This window comes from Peribacillus sp. NPDC097895, from assembly GCF_050277555.1.
Taxonomy (GTDB): domain Bacteria; phylum Bacillota; class Bacilli; order Bacillales; family DSM-1321; genus Peribacillus.
The window spans coordinates 1,914,403-1,938,812 of sequence record NZ_JBNNSH010000001.1; the positions used below are offsets into that span (position 1 = coordinate 1,914,403).

Annotated in this window: 25 protein-coding genes; all 25 read left to right on the forward strand. The window is 34.4% G+C overall.

Features of this window, described 5'->3' with window-relative positions:
• Positions 1-11: 11 nt before the first annotated feature.
• Positions 12-137, forward strand: a complete 126-nt coding sequence (locus ACQKMH_RS09200; protein WP_427587078.1) for a paeninodin family lasso peptide — start codon at positions 12-14, stop codon at positions 135-137.
• A gap of 88 nt (positions 138-225) precedes the next feature.
• Entirely contained in the window at positions 226-1,161 is a 936-nt protein-coding gene (locus ACQKMH_RS09205; protein ID WP_427587079.1) for an aldolase, read from the forward strand.
• Positions 1,158-1,457, forward strand: a complete 300-nt coding sequence (locus ACQKMH_RS09210; RefSeq protein ID WP_427587080.1) for a lasso peptide biosynthesis PqqD family chaperone — start codon at positions 1,158-1,160, stop codon at positions 1,455-1,457. The genes ACQKMH_RS09205 and ACQKMH_RS09210 overlap by 4 nt, the downstream gene beginning before the upstream one ends.
• Before the next feature lie 33 nt (positions 1,458-1,490).
• The gene (locus ACQKMH_RS09215) at positions 1,491-1,946 is read left to right on the forward strand and encodes a lasso peptide biosynthesis B2 protein (RefSeq protein WP_427587081.1); all 456 of its coding nucleotides are present in this window, start codon (positions 1,491-1,493) and stop codon (positions 1,944-1,946) included.
• A 14-nt stretch (positions 1,947-1,960) separates the two neighbouring features.
• A complete protein-coding gene (locus tag ACQKMH_RS09220; protein WP_427587082.1) occupies positions 1,961-3,142 on the forward strand; it encodes a nucleotidyltransferase domain-containing protein in 1,182 nt (393 codons plus the stop codon).
• A 1-nt stretch (position 3,143) separates the two neighbouring features.
• On the forward strand, positions 3,144-4,961 hold the full coding sequence (locus tag ACQKMH_RS09225; protein ID WP_427587083.1) for an ABC transporter ATP-binding protein: 1,818 nt from the start codon (positions 3,144-3,146) through the stop codon (positions 4,959-4,961).
• A gap of 141 nt (positions 4,962-5,102) precedes the next feature.
• Entirely contained in the window at positions 5,103-5,852 is a 750-nt protein-coding gene (locus ACQKMH_RS09230; RefSeq protein ID WP_427587084.1) for a YveK family protein, read from the forward strand.
• Between the two features lie 16 nt (positions 5,853-5,868).
• Positions 5,869-6,567 (forward strand): CpsD/CapB family tyrosine-protein kinase, encoded by a 699-nt coding sequence (locus tag ACQKMH_RS09235; RefSeq protein ID WP_427587085.1) that lies wholly within the window; start codon positions 5,869-5,871, stop codon positions 6,565-6,567.
• 294 nt (positions 6,568-6,861) lie between these two features.
• Positions 6,862-8,688 (forward strand): polysaccharide biosynthesis protein, encoded by a 1,827-nt coding sequence (locus ACQKMH_RS09240; RefSeq protein WP_427587086.1) that lies wholly within the window; start codon positions 6,862-6,864, stop codon positions 8,686-8,688.
• A 62-nt stretch (positions 8,689-8,750) separates the two neighbouring features.
• A complete protein-coding gene (locus tag ACQKMH_RS09245; RefSeq protein WP_427587087.1) occupies positions 8,751-9,908 on the forward strand; it encodes a glycosyltransferase family 4 protein in 1,158 nt (385 codons plus the stop codon).
• Positions 9,893-11,002 carry a glycosyltransferase family 1 protein gene (locus ACQKMH_RS09250; RefSeq protein ID WP_427587089.1) on the forward strand — a complete coding sequence of 370 codons (1,110 nt, stop codon included), beginning with the start codon at positions 9,893-9,895 and terminating at the stop codon, positions 11,000-11,002. The genes ACQKMH_RS09245 and ACQKMH_RS09250 overlap by 16 nt, the downstream gene beginning before the upstream one ends.
• 5 nt (positions 11,003-11,007) lie before the next feature.
• Complete coding sequence (locus ACQKMH_RS09255; protein ID WP_427587090.1) at positions 11,008-11,907, forward strand: glycosyltransferase family 2 protein; 900 nt, start codon at positions 11,008-11,010, stop codon at positions 11,905-11,907.
• 6 nt (positions 11,908-11,913) lie between these two features.
• Positions 11,914-12,996, forward strand: coding sequence for an EpsG family protein (locus ACQKMH_RS09260; protein WP_427587091.1), 1,083 nt, complete (start codon positions 11,914-11,916; stop codon positions 12,994-12,996).
• A gap of 20 nt (positions 12,997-13,016) precedes the next feature.
• On the forward strand, positions 13,017-14,156 hold the full coding sequence (locus ACQKMH_RS09265; RefSeq protein WP_427587092.1) for a glycosyltransferase family 1 protein: 1,140 nt from the start codon (positions 13,017-13,019) through the stop codon (positions 14,154-14,156).
• Positions 14,157-14,172: 16 nt separating this feature from the next.
• Positions 14,173-15,372, forward strand: coding sequence for a glycosyltransferase (locus ACQKMH_RS09270; protein WP_427587093.1), 1,200 nt, complete (start codon positions 14,173-14,175; stop codon positions 15,370-15,372).
• Between the two features lie 28 nt (positions 15,373-15,400).
• Positions 15,401-16,474 (forward strand): UDP-glucose 4-epimerase GalE, encoded by a 1,074-nt coding sequence (galE, locus tag ACQKMH_RS09275; protein ID WP_427587094.1) that lies wholly within the window; start codon positions 15,401-15,403, stop codon positions 16,472-16,474.
• A gap of 180 nt (positions 16,475-16,654) precedes the next feature.
• Positions 16,655-17,269, forward strand: a complete 615-nt coding sequence (locus ACQKMH_RS09280) for a sugar transferase (protein ID WP_427587095.1) — start codon at positions 16,655-16,657, stop codon at positions 17,267-17,269.
• Positions 17,266-17,907 (forward strand): acetyltransferase, encoded by a 642-nt coding sequence (locus tag ACQKMH_RS09285; RefSeq protein ID WP_427587096.1) that lies wholly within the window; start codon positions 17,266-17,268, stop codon positions 17,905-17,907. The genes ACQKMH_RS09280 and ACQKMH_RS09285 overlap by 4 nt, the downstream gene beginning before the upstream one ends.
• Positions 17,908-17,956: 49 nt before the next feature.
• The gene (locus ACQKMH_RS09290; protein ID WP_427587558.1) at positions 17,957-19,114 is read left to right on the forward strand and encodes a DegT/DnrJ/EryC1/StrS family aminotransferase; all 1,158 of its coding nucleotides are present in this window, start codon (positions 17,957-17,959) and stop codon (positions 19,112-19,114) included.
• A gap of 22 nt (positions 19,115-19,136) precedes the next feature.
• Positions 19,137-19,481: a helix-turn-helix domain-containing protein gene (locus ACQKMH_RS09295; protein WP_427587097.1), complete on the forward strand. Its 345-nt coding sequence runs from the start codon at positions 19,137-19,139 to the stop codon at positions 19,479-19,481.
• 38 nt (positions 19,482-19,519) lie between these two features.
• Positions 19,520-20,575: a glycosyltransferase family 2 protein gene (locus ACQKMH_RS09300; protein ID WP_427587098.1), complete on the forward strand. Its 1,056-nt coding sequence runs from the start codon at positions 19,520-19,522 to the stop codon at positions 20,573-20,575.
• Positions 20,575-21,789, forward strand: coding sequence for a CDP-glycerol glycerophosphotransferase family protein (locus ACQKMH_RS09305; RefSeq protein ID WP_427587099.1), 1,215 nt, complete (start codon positions 20,575-20,577; stop codon positions 21,787-21,789). Before ACQKMH_RS09300 ends, ACQKMH_RS09305 begins: the two co-directional genes overlap by 1 nt.
• Positions 21,749-22,165, forward strand: coding sequence for an adenylyltransferase/cytidyltransferase family protein (locus tag ACQKMH_RS09310; RefSeq protein WP_427587100.1), 417 nt, complete (start codon positions 21,749-21,751; stop codon positions 22,163-22,165). The genes ACQKMH_RS09305 and ACQKMH_RS09310 overlap by 41 nt, the downstream gene beginning before the upstream one ends.
• 22 nt (positions 22,166-22,187) lie before the next feature.
• A complete protein-coding gene (locus tag ACQKMH_RS09315) occupies positions 22,188-22,769 on the forward strand; it encodes a glycosyltransferase (RefSeq protein WP_427587101.1) in 582 nt (193 codons plus the stop codon).
• 434 nt (positions 22,770-23,203) lie between these two features.
• Positions 23,204-24,394 (forward strand): glycosyltransferase, encoded by a 1,191-nt coding sequence (locus tag ACQKMH_RS09320; protein WP_427587102.1) that lies wholly within the window; start codon positions 23,204-23,206, stop codon positions 24,392-24,394.
• The last annotated feature ends 16 nt before the right edge of the window (positions 24,395-24,410 follow it).

Here is a 24,410-nt window from a genome sequence, read left to right on the forward strand (position 1 = left end):
GAGGTGAAACGATGAAAAAAGAATGGAAAAAACCAAAATTAGAAATACTTAATGTTAATTTGACAATGGCTGGACCAGGACGGAAAACTCCGGATGCGGTTCAACCAGATCCGGATGATCCGGTAAAATTTAGTTAAGTTTAATTTAGAGGATTTAAGCCCTTACACCTTGTAAGTGTAAGGGTTTCTTTTGAAAACAGTGATGATATGTTTGGAGTGAAGAAGAATGCTGAGCACGGAAAAAACATATACGTATACCACATTTGGGTTAATTGCAGAAAGTGTACTTCCCCTTCCTGAATTAGAGAAATTGACAGATATTGAAAAGGAAGCCGATATAACGATTAAAAAGAAAGATTTATCAAATGTTTGGTCAAAAATAAATCCTTTAATTCGTACAGGTTTTGTCGTTGAAGGAAATCGTGTAATGTTCGAAGTGCCGGGATTAGCTGTTTTTTCAATAGAAGATGGGAAATCCATTACGTTTTCAACTTACGACAGTGATAAAGATGATAAGATTCGGCTTTATATTTTAGGAAGCTGTTTAGGAATTTTGTTGATGCAAAGAAAGGTATTACCACTGCATGGAAGTGCAATAGCCATTGAAGGAAAAGCCTATGCTTTTATTGGTGAATCAGGAGCTGGCAAATCTACTCTAGCTTCCTCTTTCGTAAATAAGGGGTATAAACTTTTAAGTGATGATATAGTGGCTATATCTATTACGGAGCAAAACCAGCCATGGGTTACTCCCTCTTATCCACAACAAAAGTTATGGCAGGAAAGTTTAAACGCTTTTGGAATGAATTCAACTGAATACCAACCTTTATTCGATAGAATGACAAAGTTTTCGATACCAGTACAAGCTGATTTCTATAACAAACCATTGCCACTTGGAGGGATATTCGAGTTAGCTGGAGCAGATATAGTTTCGATAGATTTACAACCTATTGAAAAGCTTCATCGATTTCAAGTAATGCTCGAGCATACCTATAGACGATCTCTAATTGAAAGGATGCAGATGATGGATTGGCATTTCAAGATTTGTGCAAAGTGTATGAATTCTGTGCCAATTTATCGATTAAGTCGTCCAGCCTCATCATTCACAGCCCACGATCTTGTAACCACGGTTCTAAGTGTAATCAAAGGAGAGAAAAATAAATGATTAACGCATCAGTACTATCAAAAAATAAAGTAATTACTCAAAATCAAGGAAATATTGTTAGTGATATGGATGGGGAAATAGTCATGCTAAGCATTGAAAAAGGGAATTATTATAATCTGGGTGTTCTTGGTGGGGAAATTTGGAGTTTAATTGAAAAACCAATTACCATTAGTGACTTACTAGATAAATTGATGTCACAGTATGACGTCAGTCAACAAGAATGCGAAGAAGAAGTGTTATCTTTTTTAAGTGATTTATATAATGAGGGGTTAATTATCTTACTAGCTGATATTTAAGCATTTATATTCCAGTTTATATAGGGGCAAAAGATGAATCATTATAAAAAAATTAACACGTTCATATCATTTAATAGGAGCATGAAAGGGTTATTGCTTGAAGCTTTATTTTTTTTAGCAGTGGGCCGTATTTTTAAATTGTTTCCATTTATAAAGAGTGCCCGATTCCTGGGAAATCACATGGAAGAAACCAGTCATTCTTTAAAATATTTAGATAAAGAAGTAATAAAGAACATTTCCGATGCCATACATATCATGAGCCGTTATACATTCTGGGAGAGCCAATGCTTAGTTAAGGCGGTAGCTGGAATGAAAATGCTTGATAGAAGAGGAATGGAAAGTACAGTTTATTTTGGCACGGCAAGAGATGAAAAAGGTGATTTGATTGCTCATGCTTGGTTGCGGTGTGGACCGTATTATGTTACGGGCGCAGAAGAAATGGGTAAATTCATAGTTGTCGGGAAATTCGCTAAAACAAAAAAAGCTTAAAAAGAGGGAATTAAATGAATGACAAAACCATTTTCGATTCTTCAAGTATATCTAATGAATTAAAGTTTTTATTGGATTGTCTGAAAAATGAAACAAATAAGCAGGTTCCAATTAATGTTGAACAAAACCTTGATTGGAATTTGTTTTTGAAACTAGCCAGGCATCATCGGGTTTACCCACTTATATATACAAAACTAAAATCCGCAAATTATATTCCTGCACCTATCACTCAATCGATGTCGTACGATTATCAAAAAAACACCTTTAAAATGTTAAAGCTAAGTGGAGAAATCGAAAGAATTTCCCGAGTTGTTTTTGAAAATGAAATTTCGACGCTTTTTTTAAAAGGACCTATACTGGCAGCTGACTTATATGGAGGTATATCCCAAAGGACGTCAAGTGATGTTGATATTTTGGTCAATATCGATGATCTAAAAAAGATTGAGACTCTTTTAATTCAAATGGGATATGTAAAAGATGAATATATACAAACCGTATTAAATGATTGGAAGTGGCGCCATCATCATTTTGTCTATTTTCATTCTGAGAAAGAGATTAAACTTGAAATTCATTGGCGTTTAAACCCAGGACCAGCAAAGGAACCAACTTTTAATGAATTATGGCAAAGAAAAAAGGTTAGCTCACTAACTACTTCATATCCGATATATTGTTTAGGGAATGAAGATCTCTTTTTATTTCTAACTTCACATGGGGCACGTCATGGATGGTCACGCCTTCGCTGGTTAGTGGATATCGACCGACTTTGCAAAAAAAAATTGGATTGGGATAAAATAATTAGCCTGCTTAAAAAATATCAATATATGCATGTTGCAGGTCAAACATTAGTCCTGACTTCCCAATTGTTAAATACACCGATAAACAAAGAAGTAAACCATCTTACAACAGACTTCCGTTCCAATCGATTGGCGCAAGATGCACTATTTTATATTCAACGATTCATTAACCTTCATGATGAACCACTATCTGAAGAGATTGCAAGTTATCATAAAAAGCATCTTTTTTCACTCATGTCATTTCAGAATAAAATGTTATTCATCCTCAGTTTTCTTCATCCTTATTTTGAGGATACAAAAACCTTGCCGTTGCCGCAAAAGTTCCATTTTTTATATTTTCCTTTACGGCCTTTTTTATGGTTTTGGAGAAAAACGAGAATACGAAATGTCATAGGAGGATAAGATGAAACAGCTGTGGTTCTTTTTCAAAAGGCTATACACGTTCACAGGGAAAATACTCTTTATCAATATGCTAGGAATGGTCATTGTTAGCTTAATGGACAGTGTAGGCATTCTTTTATTAGTTCCAATGATTAGTGTTAGTGGAATAATAGATATAGATCTATCAAATAATCTTCCTTCCATGCTCTCATGGATAGTCGAGATACCTAAAAAGATAAGCCTATCCATTATTTTAGGTTTTTATATTGTTTTAGTGATTCTCCAAAACATCCTTCAACGAAATCTTACAATACGTGATGTGAGAATGCAGCAAGCATATATCAGTCATTTAAGGATTGAATTGTATCAGTCATTATTACATGCCAACTGGGAGTTCTTCATTAAAACACGGAAATCGGATTTAATAAACGTCATGACAAACGATTTAGCACGAGTTAGTGCAGGAATTAATTTAATCTTACAATTATTAGCCTCAGTGATTTTTACTTTCATTCAAATTGGAGTGGCGTTTTGGTTAGCTCCGAAAATTACAATATTCGTTTTGGTTGCAGGTTTGATCCTAGCCTTATTTTCAAGGAAATTCATCCGAAAAGCTAAATCATTAGGAAGTAGGACGTCTCAATTAGCACTCAGATATTTAGCCAGCGTTACCGACCAATTAAATGGAATAAAGGATATAAAAAGCTATCATTTAGAGAAATCACATGTAAATTGGATCAGTTCTTTAACGAAAGAAATGAATGACGAGCAAGTCGAGTATATTAAATTAAACACAAAATCTCAATTATCATATAAAGTATCATCTGCCTTATTAATCGCATCATTCGTTTTTTTATCCATTACCCTTTTTGCTGCTCAACAGGAAGAACTTTTACTCATTATCCTTATTTTTTCAAGGTTATGGCCTAGATTTACAGCCATTCAAAGCAATATGGAAAATATATCTTCAACTTTACCAGCTTTCAAATCCATTCTGAAAATAGAAGGTGATGCGAAAGGCCATAATGAGGCTTTCATTCTTGAGGGAATCAAGCCAATTGTCATCGAACAAAAACTAGAATGTCAGGATCTTTATTTTCGTTATAACAAAACTGAAACAGACTTTACACTGCAAAATATCAATATAGCAATACCCGCTAATAAGATGACGGCTATCGTCGGTCCATCCGGGGCAGGTAAAAGCACATTAATCGATCTAACAATGGGCCTTATGCTCCCTGATGCGGGAGAGATTCAAGTTGATGGTAAAAAACTCTCTAGACAAGATTTAATCGGTTTAAGGAAATCAATAAGTTATGTTTCCCAAGATCCATTTTTATTCAATGGAAGTATAAAGGAGAATATGCTTTTAGTCGATCCGAAGGCAAGCGACCAACAAATATGGGAAGCGTTAGAATTTTCTGCCGCCGCTGATTTTGTTATTAAATTGCCTCAAAATATAGATACGGTAATTGGTGACAGAGGGATTAGGTTATCCGGGGGCGAACGACAGAGACTAGTTCTAGCAAGGGCTATATTACGTAAACCATCAATTCTGGTTTTGGATGAAGCTACCAGTGCCCTTGATAACGACACGGAAGCCAAAATTCAAAAAGCTATCGAAACTTTACAGGGACGTATGACCATCATTGTCATTGCACACCGTTTAAGCACCATAAGGAATGCCGACCAAGTCATCGTACTAGAAAAAGGAGAAATTTTGCAAAATGGTGATTATAGTGAATTAGCTAAAGAAAGAGGATTATTTAAACAATTGCTAACAAGAGAAGTGGATACGATAAATTCATGGAATAATTCTAAAATAAAAGTAGATAACTAGTTGACTCGTTCTTTATAAAGAACTAAAATAAGGATATATTCATAGGAAAATTAACACATAAGAGGAATGATACAGTTTTACATCCATGTTTGTAATATCGTTGTTCTTAATAAAGAAAAGTAAGTTGAAAAAGGTGGTTCAATGACAAATTACTCAAAAAGGAACTTTGAAAATCAACAACCTGCCAAAGAGATAAATGTAAAAGAACTGATCGGAATCATTAGTAGGCGTTTCTGGATCGTCATTATTGTCACACTATTATTCATACTGGCAGGATATTTGAAAACTTTAACAACAACCACACTTTACCAAGCATCTACGAGAATTATTATTGAAGCCAATCAAGATAAAATGAAAACTCTTCAAGTCATAATAAAAGATACTACAGTTTTACAGAAAGTTATTGATGAAATGGAATTATCACTATCTCCAGAAGCATTGGCTGGGGCTATTAACGTAACCAGTGTAGAGGAATCAGAAGTTGTCAGTATCAGCGTCACATCATCCAATCCTTATACAGCTGCCGAGATCGCCAATACGACGGCAAGAGTATTTAAAAATGAGGCTCCAAATATAGTGGACTTTAAAAAAATACGAAATTTGTCCCCGGCCAAGGTTAACTTAGTGCCCATTAATGGAGACAATAATGGAACAATAATAAAAAGCGGAATTATAGGTTTATTTTTGGGCATCGGGCTGACATTTTTATTGAATTCATTGGATTATACAATTCGTAACGAGCAGGAAGTAGAGGATATCATCGGCTTTCCTGTTATAGGACATGTATCAAAAATGAATAAAAAGAATTCGAATGTCAGTAAAAACAATATTAAAAAAATTAAAGAAGTGCAACAAGCTAAACATTCAAAAGAAACAAGAGCAGAATTGTGAGGCGGTTAGAATGACGATGAATAAACAAAAAATCGGAGAAAGACTAAAGAAAAGGAATCTTGTAGCTTTTTCAAGTCCGGATTCTTTAATCTCCGAACAGTATAGAACGATTCGAACAAATATTAAGTTTTCCTCCGTATCGAAAAAACGGAATATCATCATGATAACCTCGCCAACATCTGGAGAAGGTAAATCAACCACTGCTGCAAATCTGGCTGTTTCAATGGCCCAAAACAAAGAAAAGGTTTTACTGATAGATGCTAATTTAAGAAATCCTGCCATTCACTCGATTTTTAAGATTCCAAATAAAGTAGGATTGACAAATATTTTATCTGATTCAAATTTCTCATCTCTTGATAAGACAGTATACAGAACGGGAATGGGTGATTTAGATGTTTTGACAAGTGGCCCTATCCCCTTCAATCCAGGCGAAATAATGGGGTTGCCAGTCATGCAGGACTTCCTTTCTAAGTGTGAAGAGAATTACGATATTGTTCTGATAGACTCCCCATCAATATTGGAGGTTACTGATACAAAAATCTTGGCCAATTATTGCAATGGGATCATTCTCGTGTTCAATAACGGCAAAACGGAGTTAAAAAAAGCTTTAGCTACAAAAAGAATCCTTCAATTTGTTGAAGAGAAGATTGTAGGAGTCATTTTAAACGAAAATCCGGAAAATCGGTTCACCAATTTATTGAAGAGAATTCTATAAAGACGAAAAATTTTTTGTAGCTTCGTTCTTTATTGCGAACAAAGCTAAGGTTAATAAAGTATTTGGTGATGTCTCCTTGCCATTATAAACGGAGGCACTCGATCATGCTGTGGGTTGAATAGACCTTAGACGCCAGTCGTCAAGAGTGTGGGGTGAGGGAGGGTTAAATGCCCTAAATTCTATTAAAGTGCTAATGAATGCTGCCCTTTAACAGGACTTCATTCATTAGCACTTTATCATTGAAATCCATTTAATTAAAACAAAATAAATTGATCCTACAAGGGGGGGGGAATTTTGACTTATCAGCAAAGACTTTCACTGTTTATATTAATAGATTCATGCATCGTCCTATCAGCCATTTTTTTGGGCCGATTTCTAGTGGATGCCAGCATTTATGTTTTTACTATTCCTATCGTGCTCAGCTCTGTTACGATTCTCCTCAGCCATCATATTTTTGCGATTACTTTTCATCTATATAAAAAAGCGTGGGAGTATGCGAGCATTGGTGAGTTAGCCATTATATTCAAAACTGTAACGGCATCAATTTTTATTACATCAATCGTACAGGCACTCCTTTTTCATGATGTTTATTATCGTTTATTGGCAGTAACTTGGCTGCTTCATATGCTATTGATTGGCGGATCAAGATTTTGCTGGAGAATGTATAGAGACCAATACTTAATAAAATATGAAAATAAAAAAAGAACGTTAATAATTGGGGCAGGATCAGCAGGTACAATGGTGGCCCGGCAATTATTGAAAAATAATGATGTTGATTTATTACCTGTAGCATTTATTGATGATAACGCACGAAAACACAATCTTGATATATTGGGAATCCCGGTAGTTGGAGGAGTGGGCAAAATTTCCAGGAAAGTTGAAGCATTAAATATCGATCATATCATCATTGCCATTCCTTCGTTGAACAAACAGGAAATGAATCGAATATTTCAAGAATGTGCAAAGACAAATGCTAAGACTCAAATCCTTCCGATGTTAGAAGATTTGTTAACAGGAAAGCTTTCAGTCAATAAATTTAGAGACGTACAGGTTCAAGATCTTCTTGGTAGAGAACCTGTAGAGCTAGATATCGACATAATTTCAGAATATGTAACGGAAAAGGTCATCTTAGTCACTGGGGCGGGTGGTTCGATTGGATCCGAGATTTGCCGCCAAATTTCTAAATTTAATCCATCAAGGTTAATTCTACTCGGTCATGGTGAAAACAGTATTTATACGATAGAAATGGAATTAAAAGAAACATATAAAAACAGTAAAATTGAGTTTTTAACGGAAATAGCTGACCTTCAAGATCCTAAAAAAATGTTGGCTGTTATGGCTGAATACCAACCAGATGTCGTTTATCATGCTGCAGCACATAAACATGTACCATTAATGGAGCGAAATCCTGAAGAAGCGGTGAAAAATAACCTAATAGGTACCATGAATGCAGCCAATGCGGCAAGTTGGAACGGTGTAAAGACTTTTGTGATGATATCCAGTGATAAGGCAGTCAACCCTACCAGTGTTATGGGCTCCACAAAAAGGCTGGCGGAAATGACGATTCAACAAATTAATAGAGAGAGCAAAACGAAGTTTGTAGCCGTTCGTTTTGGGAATGTGCTGGGGAGCAGAGGAAGTGTCATCCCGCTATTCACCAAACAAATTGAAAAAGGCGGCCCAGTCACAGTGACACATCCTGATATGATTCGTTATTTCATGACGATCCCTGAAGCTTCAAGGCTTGTCATTCAAGCGGGGGCGTTAGCACAAGGCGGTGAAATTTTTGTCCTTGATATGGGCAACCCAGTGAAGATTGTAGATCTCGCTAAAAACTTGATTAAGCTCTCCGGACATTCTGAAGATGATATATCAATAGAATTTACTGGAACTAGACCAGGTGAAAAGCTATTTGAAGAGCTATTGAATCAAGATGAGATTCATGAAAAACAAATTTATCCCAATATTTACATAGGTAAAACAGGAAAACTTTATGCAAAGGAAATTGAGGATATAATAAACAGCTTTTCAGGTATGGATAAAGAATCACTGCGGAAAATACTTGTGGATCTGGCGAATGAACGTGTCACTGCACCTCCCCTTGTGCCAGTTTCAAACTAGAAGATATTTAAAGCACGAATCATAAAATGTAAACAAGGAACAGGATATCGAAAGGATAGTGGATGATGGAGAAGAAAGTCCTATTTTGTGCAACGAAGGATTATCATTTTGAAGCGTTTCACCTGCCATATTTTAAATGGTTTAAAGAGCAGGGGTATAAAGTTCATACAGCAGCACATGGTGATTTGAATCTCCCATTCGTTGATAAAAAGCACGTTATTCCCATTCAGAGGTCTCCATTTAAAAAAGAAAACATTATGGCATACAAAGAACTGAAGTACATCATCGATAACAATAATTTTCAAATCATTCATTGTCATACGCCAATGGGGGGAGTTCTAGGCAGACTTGCTGGTCGGAAAGCGAGAGAACGTGATACAAAAATGCTTTATACGGCACACGGCTTCCATTTTTTCAAAGGCGCTCCTATCCTAAACTGGCTGGTCTACTATCCAATTGAAAAATTTTTAGCAAGAATGACAGATTGTTTGATTACGATTAATAATGAAGATTTTCAACTTGCCATACAAAGTAACTTTAAGGCACAGGAGATTACTCATATCCTTGGAGTTGGAGTTGATACAAATCAATATCATCCTGTTTCCACAAATGAGAAAACTGAACTAAGGTTACTAAAAGGGTATTGTGAAGAGGATTTCCTTATGTTTTATGCTGCCGAGTTCAATAAAAACAAAAACCAGCAGCTATTGCTTCGGGCTTTTTCCTTGATTAAAGATGAGGTTTCAAAAGCAAGGTTACTATTGGCCGGAGATGGACCTTTATTAGACGAATGCAAGAAGCTTGCTGATTCTTTAGGAATTAGAAATCAGGTTGATTTTCTTGGGTTTCGGAAAGATATTGATGAATTATTGAAAATCAGTGATCTCGCTGTAGCGTCAAGCTTGAGAGAAGGACTCCCGGTAAATATCATGGAAGCAATGGCTTGTGGGCTACCAATAATTGCTAATGAAAATAGAGGCCATAGGGAGTTGGTCTACAATGGGCAAAATGGGTGGTTAATTAGGAGGAATGATGAAAAATCGTTTTCTGAAAAGATCATTAAGATTGCTGGAAATATGAGTATGAGAAAAATGCTTGGTGAAAGTAGCCATAAAATGGTGGAAAGAAAATATAGTACAAAAAAAATCCTGGAAGCTAAAAGCGAACTTTATAAATCATACATGGAAGATACGGAGGAAAGAGTATGGGGAATCCACTAAGAATCCTGCATGTTGTCGTCAATATGAATAGGGGTGGAGCGGAAACCTTGATCATGAACTTATATCGCAATATGGACCGCACAAAAATTCAATTTGATTTTCTTACATCCAAAGAAGGCGTATTTGATAATGAAATCGTAAGACTTGGAGGTAAGATTCATAGAATTCCTTATATTTCTGATGTAGGGCACTTTGCATATAAAAAACATTTAGATGGATTCTTTAGGGAAAATCATTCCTATAAAGTCGTTCATGCCCATATGGATAAAATGAGCGGAATAGTTCTTCAGGCAGCTAAAAAAGCAGGAATTCCAAAAAGAATTTCACATAGCCATAACACTCAAAGTGAAGGAGGCCTAGCTTCCAGAATTTATAAATGGTATGCAGGGACATTGATCCTGCCCAATGCTACAAATTTATTAGCTTGTTCTAATCAGGCAGCACAGTGGTTATTTAAAGATAAGACAAATACTGCGAATATTTTAAAAAACGGCATTGAATTTCAATTATTTTCTTTCTCGACTGCGACAAGAAGTAAAGTGAGAAATGAATTAAATATCGAAAGTGATGCATGTGTTTTAGGACACGTGGGAAGATTTGCTCATCAAAAAAACCATGAGTTTTTGATTGATATCTTTGCAAATTTTATTAGCGAAAAGGAAAATTCCTACTTGATTTTAGTCGGAGATGGACCATTGAAACCAGAAATTTCAGCAAAAGTTAAAGCTCATAAATTAGAAAAAAAAGTTAAATTCCTTGGGATACGGAGTGATATAAATCGAGTCCTACAAGCCTTCGATGTTTTTGTCTTTCCTTCTTTACATGAAGGATTGCCAGTTTCCCTTATCGAAGCTCAGGCAGCTGGACTGCCGTGTTTAATCTCGGACCAAATATCCAAAGAGGTAGATTTGGGTATCAATCTAATCCGATTTTTACCTATTGATGATAGTACAGTATGGATTTCCCATTTAATGAAATTGACCTCCACCAATATGAAAAGAAGTATACAACCGGATTCATTATCCAAACAGGGATATTCGATAAATGAAACAGCCAATGAACTAAAAGATTTTTATCTATCAATGTCAGGATGATTCATATGAAAACTTTAACCGTGTTTACACCAACCTATAATAGGGCTTATTGTCTCGAAAAATGTTATCAGAGCTTAGTACGTCAAAACAATAAAGATTTTATTTGGTTAATTATTGATGATGGATCAACAGATCATACAAAAGAAATGGCCAGTCAATGGATTCAGGAAAAGAAAATTGATATGAAGTATTACTGGCAAGAAAATCAAGGAATGCATGGTGCTCATAATACAGCCTATAAACTGATCGAGACGGAATTGAATGTTTGTATAGATTCAGATGACTTTATGGCGGATGGGGCAGTTGAAAGTATCCTTTCTTTTTGGAGAAAGCATGGTAATGCCAATGTAAGTGGAATAGCAGCTCTGGATGCGACGATCGATAACCAAATCATCGGAACAAGGTTACCTGAGAAATTAAAAAGTTCTACATTATTTGATCTCTATAACAAATATGGTGTAACAGGAGACAAGAAATTGGTTTATCGAACAGAATTGACGAAGCAATATCCCTATCCTGTTTTTAAAAACGAGAAGTATGTTGGCCTTGCTTATAAATACTATATGCTAGATAAGCAATACGAAATGTTACTGATGAATGAAGTACTGTGTCATGTTGAATACCTTCCTGATGGATCCTCTCGAAATATGTATAACCAATATCTTAAAAATCCTAGGGGTTTCTCATTTTACCGGAAAGAGCTTATGAAGTTACCTTTTGGAGGAAAAATTTTCAAATATAAGCAAGCCATTCATTACGTATCTAGCAACCTACTAATGAAAAACCCGAAACTGTTCATTGAAACACCTAAGAAAGCACTCACGGTTTTGGCCTTTCCATTAGGCATACTTTTATATGCTTTCATCATTAGTAAAACTAGGACTAGGTTAATTGAAAGGAATTAATGATAAATGACCATACTTTGGATCAATCTTGCCATCGTATTTATTTTTTCATATTTAGGTAGGTATTTTTCAACATATTCACTTATCACACCGACTGGATTATATGGCTTTAAACCAAATAAGATGTTGGTTTTTTTAGCTGTTATATGTTTAGTTTGTGTTTCGGGACTCAGGACAAATATTGGAGATACTTTCAATTATAAAAATATTTATATTGAAAATGACTTTACTTGGGAGTATATATCTTCACAAAAGGATATGGGATTCGGCATTCTGCAGATGTTATTAAAGCAATTCTCGGATGACCCTCAGATCTTGATTTTTACAACTGCTATGGTCACAAATGTTTTAATTGTCATGGTTTTATATAAATATTCACGACTTTTTGAACTAAGCACCTATGTATATATTACAGGTGGGTTGCACTTAGTATCAATGAATGGAATACGGCAAGTACTTGCAGCTGCCATTATTTTTACAGCTACCAAATATTTATTAAACGGAAATTTTGTAAAATACTCATTAATTGTTTTAATAGCATCTACATTTCATCAGAGCGCACTTATCCTTATACCCATTTATTTTTTAGTTAGAACAAAAGCATGGACAAAATCCACTCTTGCCTGGTTATCTTTTTCGGTCATTGTTGTATTGGGTTACGAGCAATTCTCTTCCCTATTATTTTCAGCTATAGAGGACTCCCAATACAGTGACTATTCTAAATTTAATGAAGGGGGAGCTAATATACTGAGAGTAGCAGTAAGTGCTGCTCCCTTGATTATTGCCTATTTAGGTAAAGATAAACTTCGCGAAATATTTCCAAAAAGTGACTATATAGTGAATATGGCATTGTTGGGTCTGATTTTTATGATTGTTTCAACTCAACAATGGATATTTGCAAGGATTTCCATTTACTTTAATTTATATCAACTCATTCTGATTTCCTGGCTTATTGAGCTATTCAGTAATAAAGATCAAAAACTATTATATTATTCGATACTTGTTTTATTTTTGGTTCTTTATTTTTATGAAAATGTTACCAGTTTGAATATTTTGTATAAAAGTGATGTTTTAGAAAGCTTATTTTAATAGTGGGGAGGCTATATTAGGTGAAGAAATCAAAGTCCCCAAATAGAGTTTTACATATTGTCAGTTCAATGGATCGTGGCGGGGCAGAAACCATTATTATGAACATTTATAGGAATCTGGACAGGGAAAAGGTTCAATTTGACTTTGTTACACATTCAAATAAGAAAGAAGATTTCGAAGATGAAATAATAAGATTAGGTGGAAACTTGTTTAAAATACCAAGCTTAGGAAAAGTTGGTCCAATATCCTATCTTAAAGAACTAAATAGAATCATGTCTTCCCATCCATACCAAGCTGTTCATGCCCATACGGATTATCAAGCAGGCTTTCCAGCATTAGCAGCAAAAATTGCTGGTATTAAAATAAGGATCTGCCATTCACACAGTAATAATTGGGCAAAAGGAAACCATTTTAAAGAAAGATTTACGCTTAAGGCCCTTCAAACAATCATGAAAATTTCTGCCAATAGATTTTGCGGATGCAGTCCTGAGGCGGCTCAATTCATGTTTGGTAAACAAAGAGTAAAAAATGGAAAAGTCACGATATTAAAGAATGGAATAAATGTAAACGACTTTGCTGAAACAAATATAAATAGTAGGGATAGTATCATTAGAGAGTTTGGCTTAAGCGAAGATGTAAAAATCATTGGACATGTGGGGAGGTTTTCGGATTCGAAAAACCACCTTTTTATTTTGCATTTTTTTAAAGCGTTATTAAAGAAAGATAAAAGTTTTATGATTCTTTTAATAGGCGATGGACCATTGAAATTGGAAATAGAGAAAAAAGCAGCAGCTTTAGGTATTAAAGACAGGATAAGGTTTTTAGGAGTAAGAAAAGACATTCCTAGATTAATGAAAGCTTTTGATGTATTTTTATTTCCATCTATATTTGAAGGCTTTGGAATTGCCGCTTTAGAAGCACAAGGATCAGGGACACCTTGTATTATGTCAGATACTTTATCCAAAAGTATCGATATGGGCTTAGGCTTAACATCCTTTATTAGTTTGCAAGAACCTCTTGAAGTATGGTGTGAAGAAGTAATTAATTCCTTATTGATTGCTACCCCTGACACTGAAACGATTAAAAGAAGAATATCGACTAATGGATATGATATACAGGGGAATGTTAGGGATTGGTTAAAGCTATATGAAGTATCTTGAAAAAGAGGTCTTTAGAATGAAGAAAAAGATATTGATTACATCTTTTGACTTAGCAATTGGAGGAGTCGAAAGAAGTCTAATAGGATTGTTAAATCAAATCGATTATGCTAAATATGATGTCGATTTATTATTGTTTAAACATGAAGGTGAATTCCTCTCATATATCCCGGACGGTCCAAATTTATTACCGGAAGAACCATCGTATACAACCTTTAGAAAATCCATTCAACAAATAGTAAAAGAGGGTTTTTACCCTATTGCTATCTCTAGAGTCATCGCCAAGTATTCAGGAGTATTTCATGGAAAAGTAAAAAAGGTTGAAGAACCAGGTTATTTATCCATTCAGTACGGTTGGGAGCTAACTACCCGTCATTTGCCAAAACTTAATAAGGAATATGATGTGGCCATAGGATTTTTATGGCCACATCATTTTATCGGGGATAAGGTCAAAGCCAAGAAGAAAATCGGCTGGATTCATACCGATTATTCCAATATTTATGTGAATAAGAAAATAGAGAAGAAAATGTGGAGGAAAATAGATGATATCGTAGTGGTTTCTGAAGAATGTTCACAAACATTTTTAGATGTTTTTCCTGACTTCAAGGAAAAAACAACGGTAATTGAAAATATTCTTTCCCCAGATTTTGTTAGAGAACAAGCGAAGGCAGATATTCCAAAAGAAATCAGTAATCTACCTGGAAAAACCATATTAGTAACAGTGGGACGTTTAACACATGCAAAAGGATTAGATGAAGCAATAAGAGCTTGTAAGAAATTAATAGACGAGGGATTTGACATTCAGTGGTATGTGGTGGGTTATGGACCTCTCGAAAACGAGTTAAGAAACTTAATAATGAAATTAGGCATTGAAAAGCAATTTATTTTATTGGGGAAGAAAACCAATCCATATCCATATATTGCAGCTTGTGATATATATGTTCAACCTTCACGTTATGAAGGTAAAGCAGTAACAATACGTGAAGCACAAGTGCTAGGAAAACCAGTTGTGATTACCAATTTTCCTACCGCTAAAAGCCAAGCGGAGAATGGGTTTGATGCTTTAATAACAGAGTGCGGTCAGAATGGAATTGCCAGAGGGATTGCAAAAATGATTGTAGATGATGAATTTAGGGGGGCAATAGTATCGAACGTACTTTCAAAGGATTACGGCAATGAAAATGAAATCAATAAAATCTATGGATTAATCAACAATTAAATTTAAATGAAGGCGAGGTAATCCATAAATGGCAATACTGGTCACCGGCGGAGCTGGTTTCATCGGCAGCCATACATGCATAGAGCTCTTGAATGAAGGCTATGAGATTATTGTGGTAGATAATTTTTCTAATAGTAAACCAGAATCGCTAAATCGTGTTTGTGAAATAACAGGAAAATCCATCATGATTTATCACTTGAATCTTTTAGATTTGGAATCTTTAGAAAAAGTGTTCCTAGTCAATCAAATTGAAGCAGTTATCCACTTTGCCGGACTAAAAGCAGTAGGTGAATCCATTAAAGATTCTCTGAAATATTATAAAAACAATATCACCACTACCATTATAATTTGTGAACTTATGCAAAAATATAATGTTAAAAAATTGGTATTTAGCTCTTCTGCCACTGTATATGGGCTCCCGGATACAGTCCCAATAACAGAAGGTTCTCCCGTACAGGCTATAAACCCATATGGCAGAACAAAATTAATGATAGAGGAAATTCTTCAGGACTTATATATATCTGACAATGAATGGAGCATTACGATCCTAAGATATTTCAATCCGATAGGTGCACATGAAAGTGGGTTGATTGGTGAAGATCCCAGTGGTATTCCGAATAACTTAATGCCATACATCACTAAAGTAGCGGTAGGCCAATTAAAAGAACTTCAAATTTTCGGGAAAAGTTATTCGACAGTGGATGGTACAGGTGTCAGGGACTATATCCATGTAGTTGATCTTGCAATTGGACATGTACTTGCACTCGACAAAACGCTAAAGACATCCGGAGTTAAAATTTATAATCTTGGAACGGGAAAAGGATATAGTGTGTTAGAAGTAGTATCAGCATTTGAAGCAGCTACCGGAGTGAAAATACCCTTTAAAATTACACAACCCAGGACAGGTGATGCTGCCATTTGCTATGCAAATCCATCAAAAGCAGAAAAAGAATTAAACTGGATTGCAAAGAAAAGCATTCAAGATATGTGTGAGGACTCTTGGAGGTGGCAATCACGTAATCCTAATGGGTATACAAAGAATGAAGAATTGGAAAATCCCCGCTTGATCCGAAGCGAGGTTTTTTTAATGCCAAAAAATTAGAAATATGGGGATAAGGATGAAGTCAGAAAAAATTACATTGGAAAATTTTAAAGATATTTTATTGTACGCCTATAATTTGGGTAATGAATCAGAAGTTATGAAGGCATCTATTTTAATAGAAGAAATCAAGCAACAGTTAGTAATCACAAATTGTAAATAAAGAATCCCGGAAGTGAAAACATGAAGAGAACATTTGATTTACTAATTTCAATTATTTTGCTAGTTATCCTTAGCCCAATAATATTGATAATAGGAGCTTTAATACAGATTAATCTTGGAACGCCCATTCTTTTTAAACAGATGAGACCAGGACTAAATGGAAAGCCATTTATTCTCTACAAATTTCGTTCCATGAAGAATGAAAAAGATGCACATGGCAGACCACTACCTGATCACCAAAGATTAACTGGATTTGGAAATGCACTTAGAAAGTTAAGTCTAGATGAATTACCGCAGCTAGTGAATGTTGTCAAGGGAGATCTTAGCTTGGTCGGTCCACGGCCATTATTAATGGAATATCTTCCATTATATACGGACGATCAAGCTAAACGCCATCAAGTTCGTCCTGGCATTACTGGTTGGGCACAAGTAAATGGGAGAAATGCGATATCATGGGAAGAAAAATTCAAATTAGATGTTTGGTATGTAAATCATCAATCATTTTTGCTCGATGTCAAAATATTATTATTCACGATCGTAAAAGTGGTTAGATCTGAAGGAGTAAATTCAGAGAAAAATGTAACGATGATTCCTTTTAGGGGAGAAGACAATAAAGAAAGAGAGGAGCAGGGATGAGAATTGTCATAGTTGGCGAAGGTGGGCATAGTAAAGTCATTAAAGACATCATTGAATCTATTAAAGAATTCGAGTTACTTGGATATCTAGACGACAAGTATCAAGAAAAACTTGTGAAAGATCAGCTTTTTTTCGCACCTCTTTCAACTGTATCTCATTTATTAGAACATTTTACGGACTTAAAATTCATTATTGCAATTGGTGATAACTACGTACGGAAAGATATTGTTCATAGATTAAAAATACCAGCATCATTTTACGTAACATTAAAACACCCATCATCGATTATTAGTTCTAGTGCACAAATAGGTGTAGGCACTGTTATTATGCCAAATGCGGTCATTAATGCTGACGCTAAAATTGGACACCACTCAATCATTAATACTGGCGCTGTGATTGAACACGATAATGACATAGGAAATTTTGTTCATATATCACCCCATGCCACATTAACTGGTGCCGTAAAAGTAGATGAAGGGACTCATATAGGTGCCGGTTCTACACTGATACCAAATGTGAATATCGGAGAATGGTCCGTGATTGGTGCTGGGGCTACTGTGATAAATAACATTCCATCTCATAGTTTAGCTGTCGGAACCCCTGCCAAGAGGAAAAAAATAGGTATAGAAGGTGTGTAGAGTGTTAAATGCAACAAGTAAAAAAAGAATTTTACTTTCATCCCCCCATATGAGCGGAAATGAAGAAAAGTATATTAAAGAAGCATTTGAAACAAATTGGATTGCTCCATTGGGACCAAATCTTGATGCTTTCGAAAAAGATATAGCCAAATATGTAGGAGTCAAAGAAGTGCTTGCAGTCAGTTCTGGAACTGCCGCGATTCATTTGGCTCTTTCTTTATTGGGTGTGAGAAAAGGTGATACTGTTTTTTGCTCTAGTCTTACCTTTGTGGCAACCGCAAATCCGATTCTTTATCTAAATGCAAAACCTATTTTCATAGATTCTGAACCAGAAACTTGGAATATGTCTCCTAACGCTTTAGAAAGAGCGTTAAGAGAAGCTGCTAAAGCCGGAAAACTTCCTAAAGCCGTCATAATAGTTAATCTATACGGTCAACCGGCTAAAATGGATGAACTATTAACGATTTGTAATCAGTATGAAGTTCCGATCATCGAAGATGCAGCCGAGTCATTAGGTGCCACTTATAAAGGAAAAGCGAGTGGAACATTTGGGGAATTCGGAATTTACTCATTCAACGGAAATAAAATCATCACAACCTCTGGTGGGGGAGCGGTAATTTCTAACGATACTAATGCAATACATCGAGCTCGGTTTTTAGCTACACAAGCAAAAGATGTTGCTCCTCATTATCAGCATAGTGAGGTTGGTTACAATTATCGAATGAGTAATATTCTTGCTGGAATTGGAAGAGGTCAATTAGAGGTATTGGGGGAAAGAGTAAAAGCCAGGAGAGATGTTTATGATCTTTATTATCAGCAATTGGCTGATTTACCTGGATTAAAATTCATGCCCGAATTAGAAAATACCCGTTCAAACAGATGGTTGTCAGCATTGACCATAAATGAAGCTGAATTTGGAATTTCCATAAAAAAATTACTGCAGGCTCTACAGGAGGAAAATATTGAGGCGAGACATGTTTGGAAGCCGCTACATATGCAACCTATTTTTAAAGGGTATCTCTATTACCCTCATGATGGAGAAACGAATGTTTCAGAACAGTTATTTTTTACAGGAATCTGTTTACCATCCGGATCAAACATGACTCGAGATGATCAAATGAGAGTGATCGATTCAATTAAAAATGCAATAAATGAAGGAATGGATAACACCCATCCATCCTTAGGGAATCCAGTTGGAAATGGGTAAAAACGAATGAAGAGGTAATCAAATGATTGGAAAAAATATTGCAGAATTGCGTAAGAAAAGAGGATATACGTTATCTGAACTGGCTGAACAGGCAAATATATCGAAGTCTTATCTAAGTAACATTGAGCGTAATCTCAATCGAAATCCCTCACTACACGTAATGGAAAAAATTGCGCACGTATTGAATGTTGATTTTGTTTCACTACTAAAACAAGAGACTACAAAGGTCGCTCCAAATTATTTAGAAAAAGAATGGATTGAATTTGTTCAAGAACTAAAAAGGAATGGTCTTGAGAAAGAACAGATTCCTCAGTACAAACCATTAATTGATTTTATAAAATGGCAAAATAACACATCCAATAAATGAGATAAAGCTTTCATAAAAGTTAGGTGGTTACAATGATAATGTTACCGAAAGTAAGTGTTATTGTACCTATTTTCAACGTGGAAAAATACTTAACAAGGTGTATTGATAGTATCGTAAATCAAAGCTTCATTAATCTTGATATTATATTAGTTGATGATGGTTCACCTGATAACTGTGGAAAAATCGCAGATGATTATGAAAAAAAGGACTCCAGAATACAAGTAATTCATAAAAAAAATGGGGGACTATCCGATGCTAGAAACTACGGGATGAGAATAGCTACAGGTGAATTAACTATTTTTGTAGACAGTGATGATTGGTTAGAACTTACTATGATTGAAGAGCTTGTCCGTACGAGTTTAACATTTAAAGCAGATATAGTTCAATCTGCCTTTTATTATGCCCATGAAGATCATTTAATTTTTGATAATAGATATTTCACCAAAGATGCCCCCCCATTAATATTAGACAATCAAGCATTAATGGCTGAGTTAGTCATTAATGAAAGAGTAAAGAATTTTGCATGGGGAAAGCTGTATAGGACCAGCCTTATAAAGGATATACCTTTCAAAAAGGGCGTTTTATTCGAGGATGTATTTTGGGCTCATCATGTTATGCAGCGAGTCAATTCTTATGTAATTGTTCATAAACCCTTGAGTTACTATTTTCAAAGAGAGGACAGCATCGTTGCCTCTTATACCACAAGGAACTTGGATATTATACAAGGGTTAAAAGAAAGACATAGTTTTATAGAAGAATTTTATGAAAACTTGGCCAATGATTCGTACCAATCTCTTCTAAAGAATATTCTTATTCATTATAATCTCCTTTTAGCTAACCGATCAAAAGACAAAGGCGGATTGTTAAGGAAAGATCTTCAAAACTATTTAAAGACTCATTATCGTGAAATTAATGAAGCTGTTTCATATAATCGCCAATTACAAACTCAATTACATCTTTTTAACATACACCCTTATCTGCATACTTTATATTTGGCTGTAAACAAATTTTATAGATTGACAGGGTTTCATACAAAGTCTCCTAAACTAGAACGTATAAATTTATCAAATAACATAAAGGGGATTCCTGAATAATGGGTACACTATGGCTAGTTCTAAAAAAAAGAATCACTTTTCTTCTTATTCATTTATTAAATCTGCTTCCTGTTAAAAAAAACAAGATATTTCTTTATAGTTATTATGGCAGCCAATATGGGTGCAACCCTAAATATATAACTGAATATATACTAAAACATTACCCTCATGATTATTTCGATCTAATCTGGGCTTTTAATGACTTAGAATCTAAAACAGAGATAACAAACATCAGAAAAGTCAAAACCATGACTTTTAAGTATTTTTATGAATTATGTACTTCAAAGGTCATCATAACTAATTATAGAACTAATGAATTCTTCATAAAAAGGAAAAATCAATACTACATTCAAACTTGGCACAGTTCCTTAAGGTTAAAACAAATTGAAAAAGACGCTGAAGAAAATTTATCAGAACAGTATATTCAAATGGCTAAAAAGGATTCTTTAAAATGTGATTTATTATTATCCGGGTGTCACGATAGTACGGAAATTCTCAAAAGAGCATTTTGGTATAATGGAGAAATTTTCAAAAAGGGTATACCAAGAAATGATTTCCTTATTCATTTTGATCCTAAACAAAAACAAGGAATATTGACCAAACTAGGCATTCCAGAAGGAACTAAAGTAATTTTATATGCTCCTACTTTCAGAAAAGGCAACAGCACTGAAATGTATAACCTTGACTACTCAAGTACCCTGAAAACTTTGAAAGAAAAGTTCAGTGGTAATTGGGTTTTTTTAGTTAGACTACATCCTCATTTACTCTCTGAAGCGCATAAATTAATAAAGGGTGAAAATGTTATGGATGTAACAGCATATGACGATATTCAAGAACTATTATCTATATCGGATATTCTTATTTCGGACTATTCATCCATGATTTTCGACTTTTCAATCACGAAACGTCCCTGTTTTTTATATGTGCCAGATTTATTGGAATATACAAAAACGGATCGAGAACTGTACTATGACATTTCGGATTTACCGTTTATAAGCGCAGTCAATAATGCTGATTTAAATAAGGGAATTTTACAATTTAATACTGAAATGTATGAAAACGAATTGAGCAGCTTTCTAGAACGAATTGAAACATATGAAGATGGTAAAGCAAGTGAAAGTTTATTAAATCATATAGAAAAAATTTGTTTTAACATACCAGGAGGGAAAATTGATGAATCAATACAAAATAGGATATACAACAGGAGTGTTTGATTTATTTCATGTAGGGCACCTTAATATTTTAAAAAAAGCAAAAGAAAACTGTGAATACCTTATTGTTGGAGTAAGTACAGATGAACTTGTGATGGAATATAAAAATAAACAGCCTGTAATCCCCCATAATGAAAGAATGGAAATTGTAGCAGGTATAAAATATGTAGATAAAGTAGTTTCTCAAACGAATCGGGATAAATTTACTGCATGGGAAAACCTTCAATTTAATCGAATGTTTGTAGGGGATGATTGGAAAGGTGACCCTCTATTCAATGAAGTGGAAATTAAATTTAAACAGGTGGGTGTAGACATCATCTATTTCCCTTATACGAAGGGAGTCTCCACATCAATTGTCAAAGATAAAATTAAACTATAGGAACTGAGAGATGAATTCGTAAATGAAACCATTAATTAGTGTAATTGTACCTATTTATAACTCTGGTAATTTTCTAAGGGAATGTATAGAAAGTATACTTTCACAGTCTTTTATAAAACTCGAACTTATTCTAGTAAATGATGGCTCAACGGATCAAAGTGGAGATATATGCGACGAATTTGCTGTTATTGATTCAAGAGTAAAAGTTATTCATCAAAAAAATGGTGGAGTCAGCATTGCTAGAAATTCTGGATTAAACATAGCTAATGGTAAGTATATAGGATTTGTTGATAGTGATGACCGGATCGATAAAAATATGTATAAGGTACTTTATCAGTTATGCGTAGAAACAAATAGTGATATTTCTGTTTGTCAATTAGGAAGAGAGATAGATGGGAATCTAATTAATAACAATTCAATTAAATTTATCAAAGAGATGGAAAATTCTGAAGCAATGGAAGAACTTTTTAAAGGGGTCCTGTTTAGATTCTCTTTAGTTAACAAGCTATTTAGTAAAAGTTGTTTTGATAATATCTTGTTCCCAGAAGGAAGGATTTATGAAGATTTGTCTGTCACCTATCAGCTTTTTGCAAAGAGTAAGTGAACAGTTTATACCAACTATATTGGGTATACCTATGTAAAAACTGAAAACAGCATTCTTACATCGAAGTTCAGTAAAAAAAGACTCGACGCATATGTAGCCTGGTATGAAATTTTGCCATTTATGAAGAAAAATTATAAACAATTTTATAACCTAGTAATCTCTTGTTATGTATATTGGTGTGTTGATAATATTTTTTATATTCTGAATCAAGTTGAAAACAAAGATAATAAAGAAGCTTATTTAAGAATTATTAGAGAAAGTATAGCAATAAATTCAAAAGAGGTAATTATGAATGATTCATTATCATTAAAATATAAATATATTCTATTATTATTCTATTTTAATGAAAATTTATTGAGTATATCACATGTAGTCAAAAAAAAGATTTTCAAATAAAAATAAGAAACTATATTCTAAAAAGCGAAGTGAAAAAAATGAAAAAAAACCTCCTTTTTGTAATTGATTCTTTGGATTGTGCTGGTGCAGAAAAAAGTTTGGTTACCTTGCTTTCACTTCTTGATTATTCAGAGTACTCGGTTGATTTAATGCTTTTTGCCCACGAAGGTATTTTGAAAGACTTGGTTCCGTTAGAGGTGAATATTTTAAAGCCGCTTACTTATACGGAGTTTTCAAATTTAAGTCTTTTATCTGCATTCAACTTTTCAGTCAAAAAATTAAATTTCAAGATGATTGCAGCCCGATTAAAATACTCGTTTAATATCAGAAAAAAAAGTTATAATAATCCGCAAAAAGCAAGGCTTTTTTGGCAGGCTATTAGTCCTGTCATTGAGAACAATACTAAAGATTATGATGTTGCAATAAGTTATGCACAAGGAATTCCTACCTTTTATGTTTCAGAAAAAGTAAAAGCTAAAAGAAAACTTGCATGGGTAAATGTAAGTTATCGATTAGATGAAAATGAAAAAAAATTTCAACAGAAATACTATGATCAATTTGATAAAATAGTTGCTGTTTCTGAATCTACAAAAGAAATTTTTAATGAAACATTTGATCAATATACAAACAATACAGAGGTGATTTATGACATTAATAATGCTGATTTCATTATGAAAATGGCGGATATAGGTAGGAGTTATGATGATCAATTTGATGGAATTAGGATACTTACCATTGGAAGGCTCGCTCAACAAAAAGGCTATGATATCGCAATGGCCGCTTGTAAAAAACTAAAAGAGGAAGGGATAAACTTTAGATGGTATGTTTTGGGGAAAGGACCTTTAAGAGAAGATATTGAAATACAGATTGAAAGGGATGGTTTAATGGATCATTTCAAATTACTAGGGGTTGAAGCAAATCCATACCCGTTCATTAAAGATGCAGATATATATGTACAAACATCAAGATTTGAAGGATTTGGCCTAGCAATAGCCGAAGCAAGAATGCTAAATGTTCCAGTGGTCACAACTCGTTTTGATGCAGTTTATAATCAAATGGTGGATGAAAAAAACGGTTTAGTAGTGGATATGAATGCTGATGGAGTTAGGGAGGGAATCATGAGATTGATTAATGAACAGGATATAAAAGAAAAAATCATTGATTATCTCAAAACTGAAAAAAAAGGGAATCGAGAAGAAATTGAAAAAATCAACCAATTAATCGGATAAAACTCATCAAAAAAGG

Bases quoted from the DNA above. Each gene is read 5' to 3' on its own strand.
- ACQKMH_RS09200 (WP_427587078.1), top strand. From the start codon at position 12: ATGAAAAAAGAATGGAAAAAACCAAAATTAGAAATACTTAATGTTAAT.
- ACQKMH_RS09205 (WP_427587079.1), top strand. From the start codon at position 226: ATGCTGAGCACGGAAAAAACATATACGTATACCACATTTGGGTTAATT.
- ACQKMH_RS09210 (WP_427587080.1), top strand. From the start codon at position 1,158: ATGATTAACGCATCAGTACTATCAAAAAATAAAGTAATTACTCAAAAT.
- ACQKMH_RS09215 (WP_427587081.1), top strand. From the start codon at position 1,491: ATGAATCATTATAAAAAAATTAACACGTTCATATCATTTAATAGGAGC.
- ACQKMH_RS09220 (WP_427587082.1), top strand. From the start codon at position 1,961: ATGAATGACAAAACCATTTTCGATTCTTCAAGTATATCTAATGAATTA.
- ACQKMH_RS09225 (WP_427587083.1), top strand. From the start codon at position 3,144: ATGAAACAGCTGTGGTTCTTTTTCAAAAGGCTATACACGTTCACAGGG.
- ACQKMH_RS09230 (WP_427587084.1), top strand. From the start codon at position 5,103: ATGACAAATTACTCAAAAAGGAACTTTGAAAATCAACAACCTGCCAAA.
- ACQKMH_RS09235 (WP_427587085.1), top strand. From the start codon at position 5,869: ATGAATAAACAAAAAATCGGAGAAAGACTAAAGAAAAGGAATCTTGTA.
- ACQKMH_RS09245 (WP_427587087.1), top strand. From the start codon at position 8,751: ATGATGGAGAAGAAAGTCCTATTTTGTGCAACGAAGGATTATCATTTT.
- ACQKMH_RS09250 (WP_427587089.1), top strand. From the start codon at position 9,893: ATGGGGAATCCACTAAGAATCCTGCATGTTGTCGTCAATATGAATAGG.
- ACQKMH_RS09255 (WP_427587090.1), top strand. From the start codon at position 11,008: ATGAAAACTTTAACCGTGTTTACACCAACCTATAATAGGGCTTATTGT.
- ACQKMH_RS09260 (WP_427587091.1), top strand. From the start codon at position 11,914: ATGACCATACTTTGGATCAATCTTGCCATCGTATTTATTTTTTCATAT.
- ACQKMH_RS09270 (WP_427587093.1), top strand. From the start codon at position 14,173: ATGAAGAAAAAGATATTGATTACATCTTTTGACTTAGCAATTGGAGGA.
- galE (WP_427587094.1), top strand. From the start codon at position 15,401: ATGGCAATACTGGTCACCGGCGGAGCTGGTTTCATCGGCAGCCATACA.
- ACQKMH_RS09280 (WP_427587095.1), top strand. From the start codon at position 16,655: ATGAAGAGAACATTTGATTTACTAATTTCAATTATTTTGCTAGTTATC.
- ACQKMH_RS09285 (WP_427587096.1), top strand. From the start codon at position 17,266: ATGAGAATTGTCATAGTTGGCGAAGGTGGGCATAGTAAAGTCATTAAA.
- ACQKMH_RS09290 (WP_427587558.1), top strand. From the start codon at position 17,957: ATGAGCGGAAATGAAGAAAAGTATATTAAAGAAGCATTTGAAACAAAT.
- ACQKMH_RS09295 (WP_427587097.1), top strand. From the start codon at position 19,137: ATGATTGGAAAAAATATTGCAGAATTGCGTAAGAAAAGAGGATATACG.
- ACQKMH_RS09300 (WP_427587098.1), top strand. From the start codon at position 19,520: ATGTTACCGAAAGTAAGTGTTATTGTACCTATTTTCAACGTGGAAAAA.
- ACQKMH_RS09305 (WP_427587099.1), top strand. From the start codon at position 20,575: ATGGGTACACTATGGCTAGTTCTAAAAAAAAGAATCACTTTTCTTCTT.
- ACQKMH_RS09310 (WP_427587100.1), top strand. From the start codon at position 21,749: ATGAATCAATACAAAATAGGATATACAACAGGAGTGTTTGATTTATTT.
- ACQKMH_RS09315 (WP_427587101.1), top strand. From the start codon at position 22,188: ATGAAACCATTAATTAGTGTAATTGTACCTATTTATAACTCTGGTAAT.
- ACQKMH_RS09320 (WP_427587102.1), top strand. From the start codon at position 23,204: ATGAAAAAAAACCTCCTTTTTGTAATTGATTCTTTGGATTGTGCTGGT.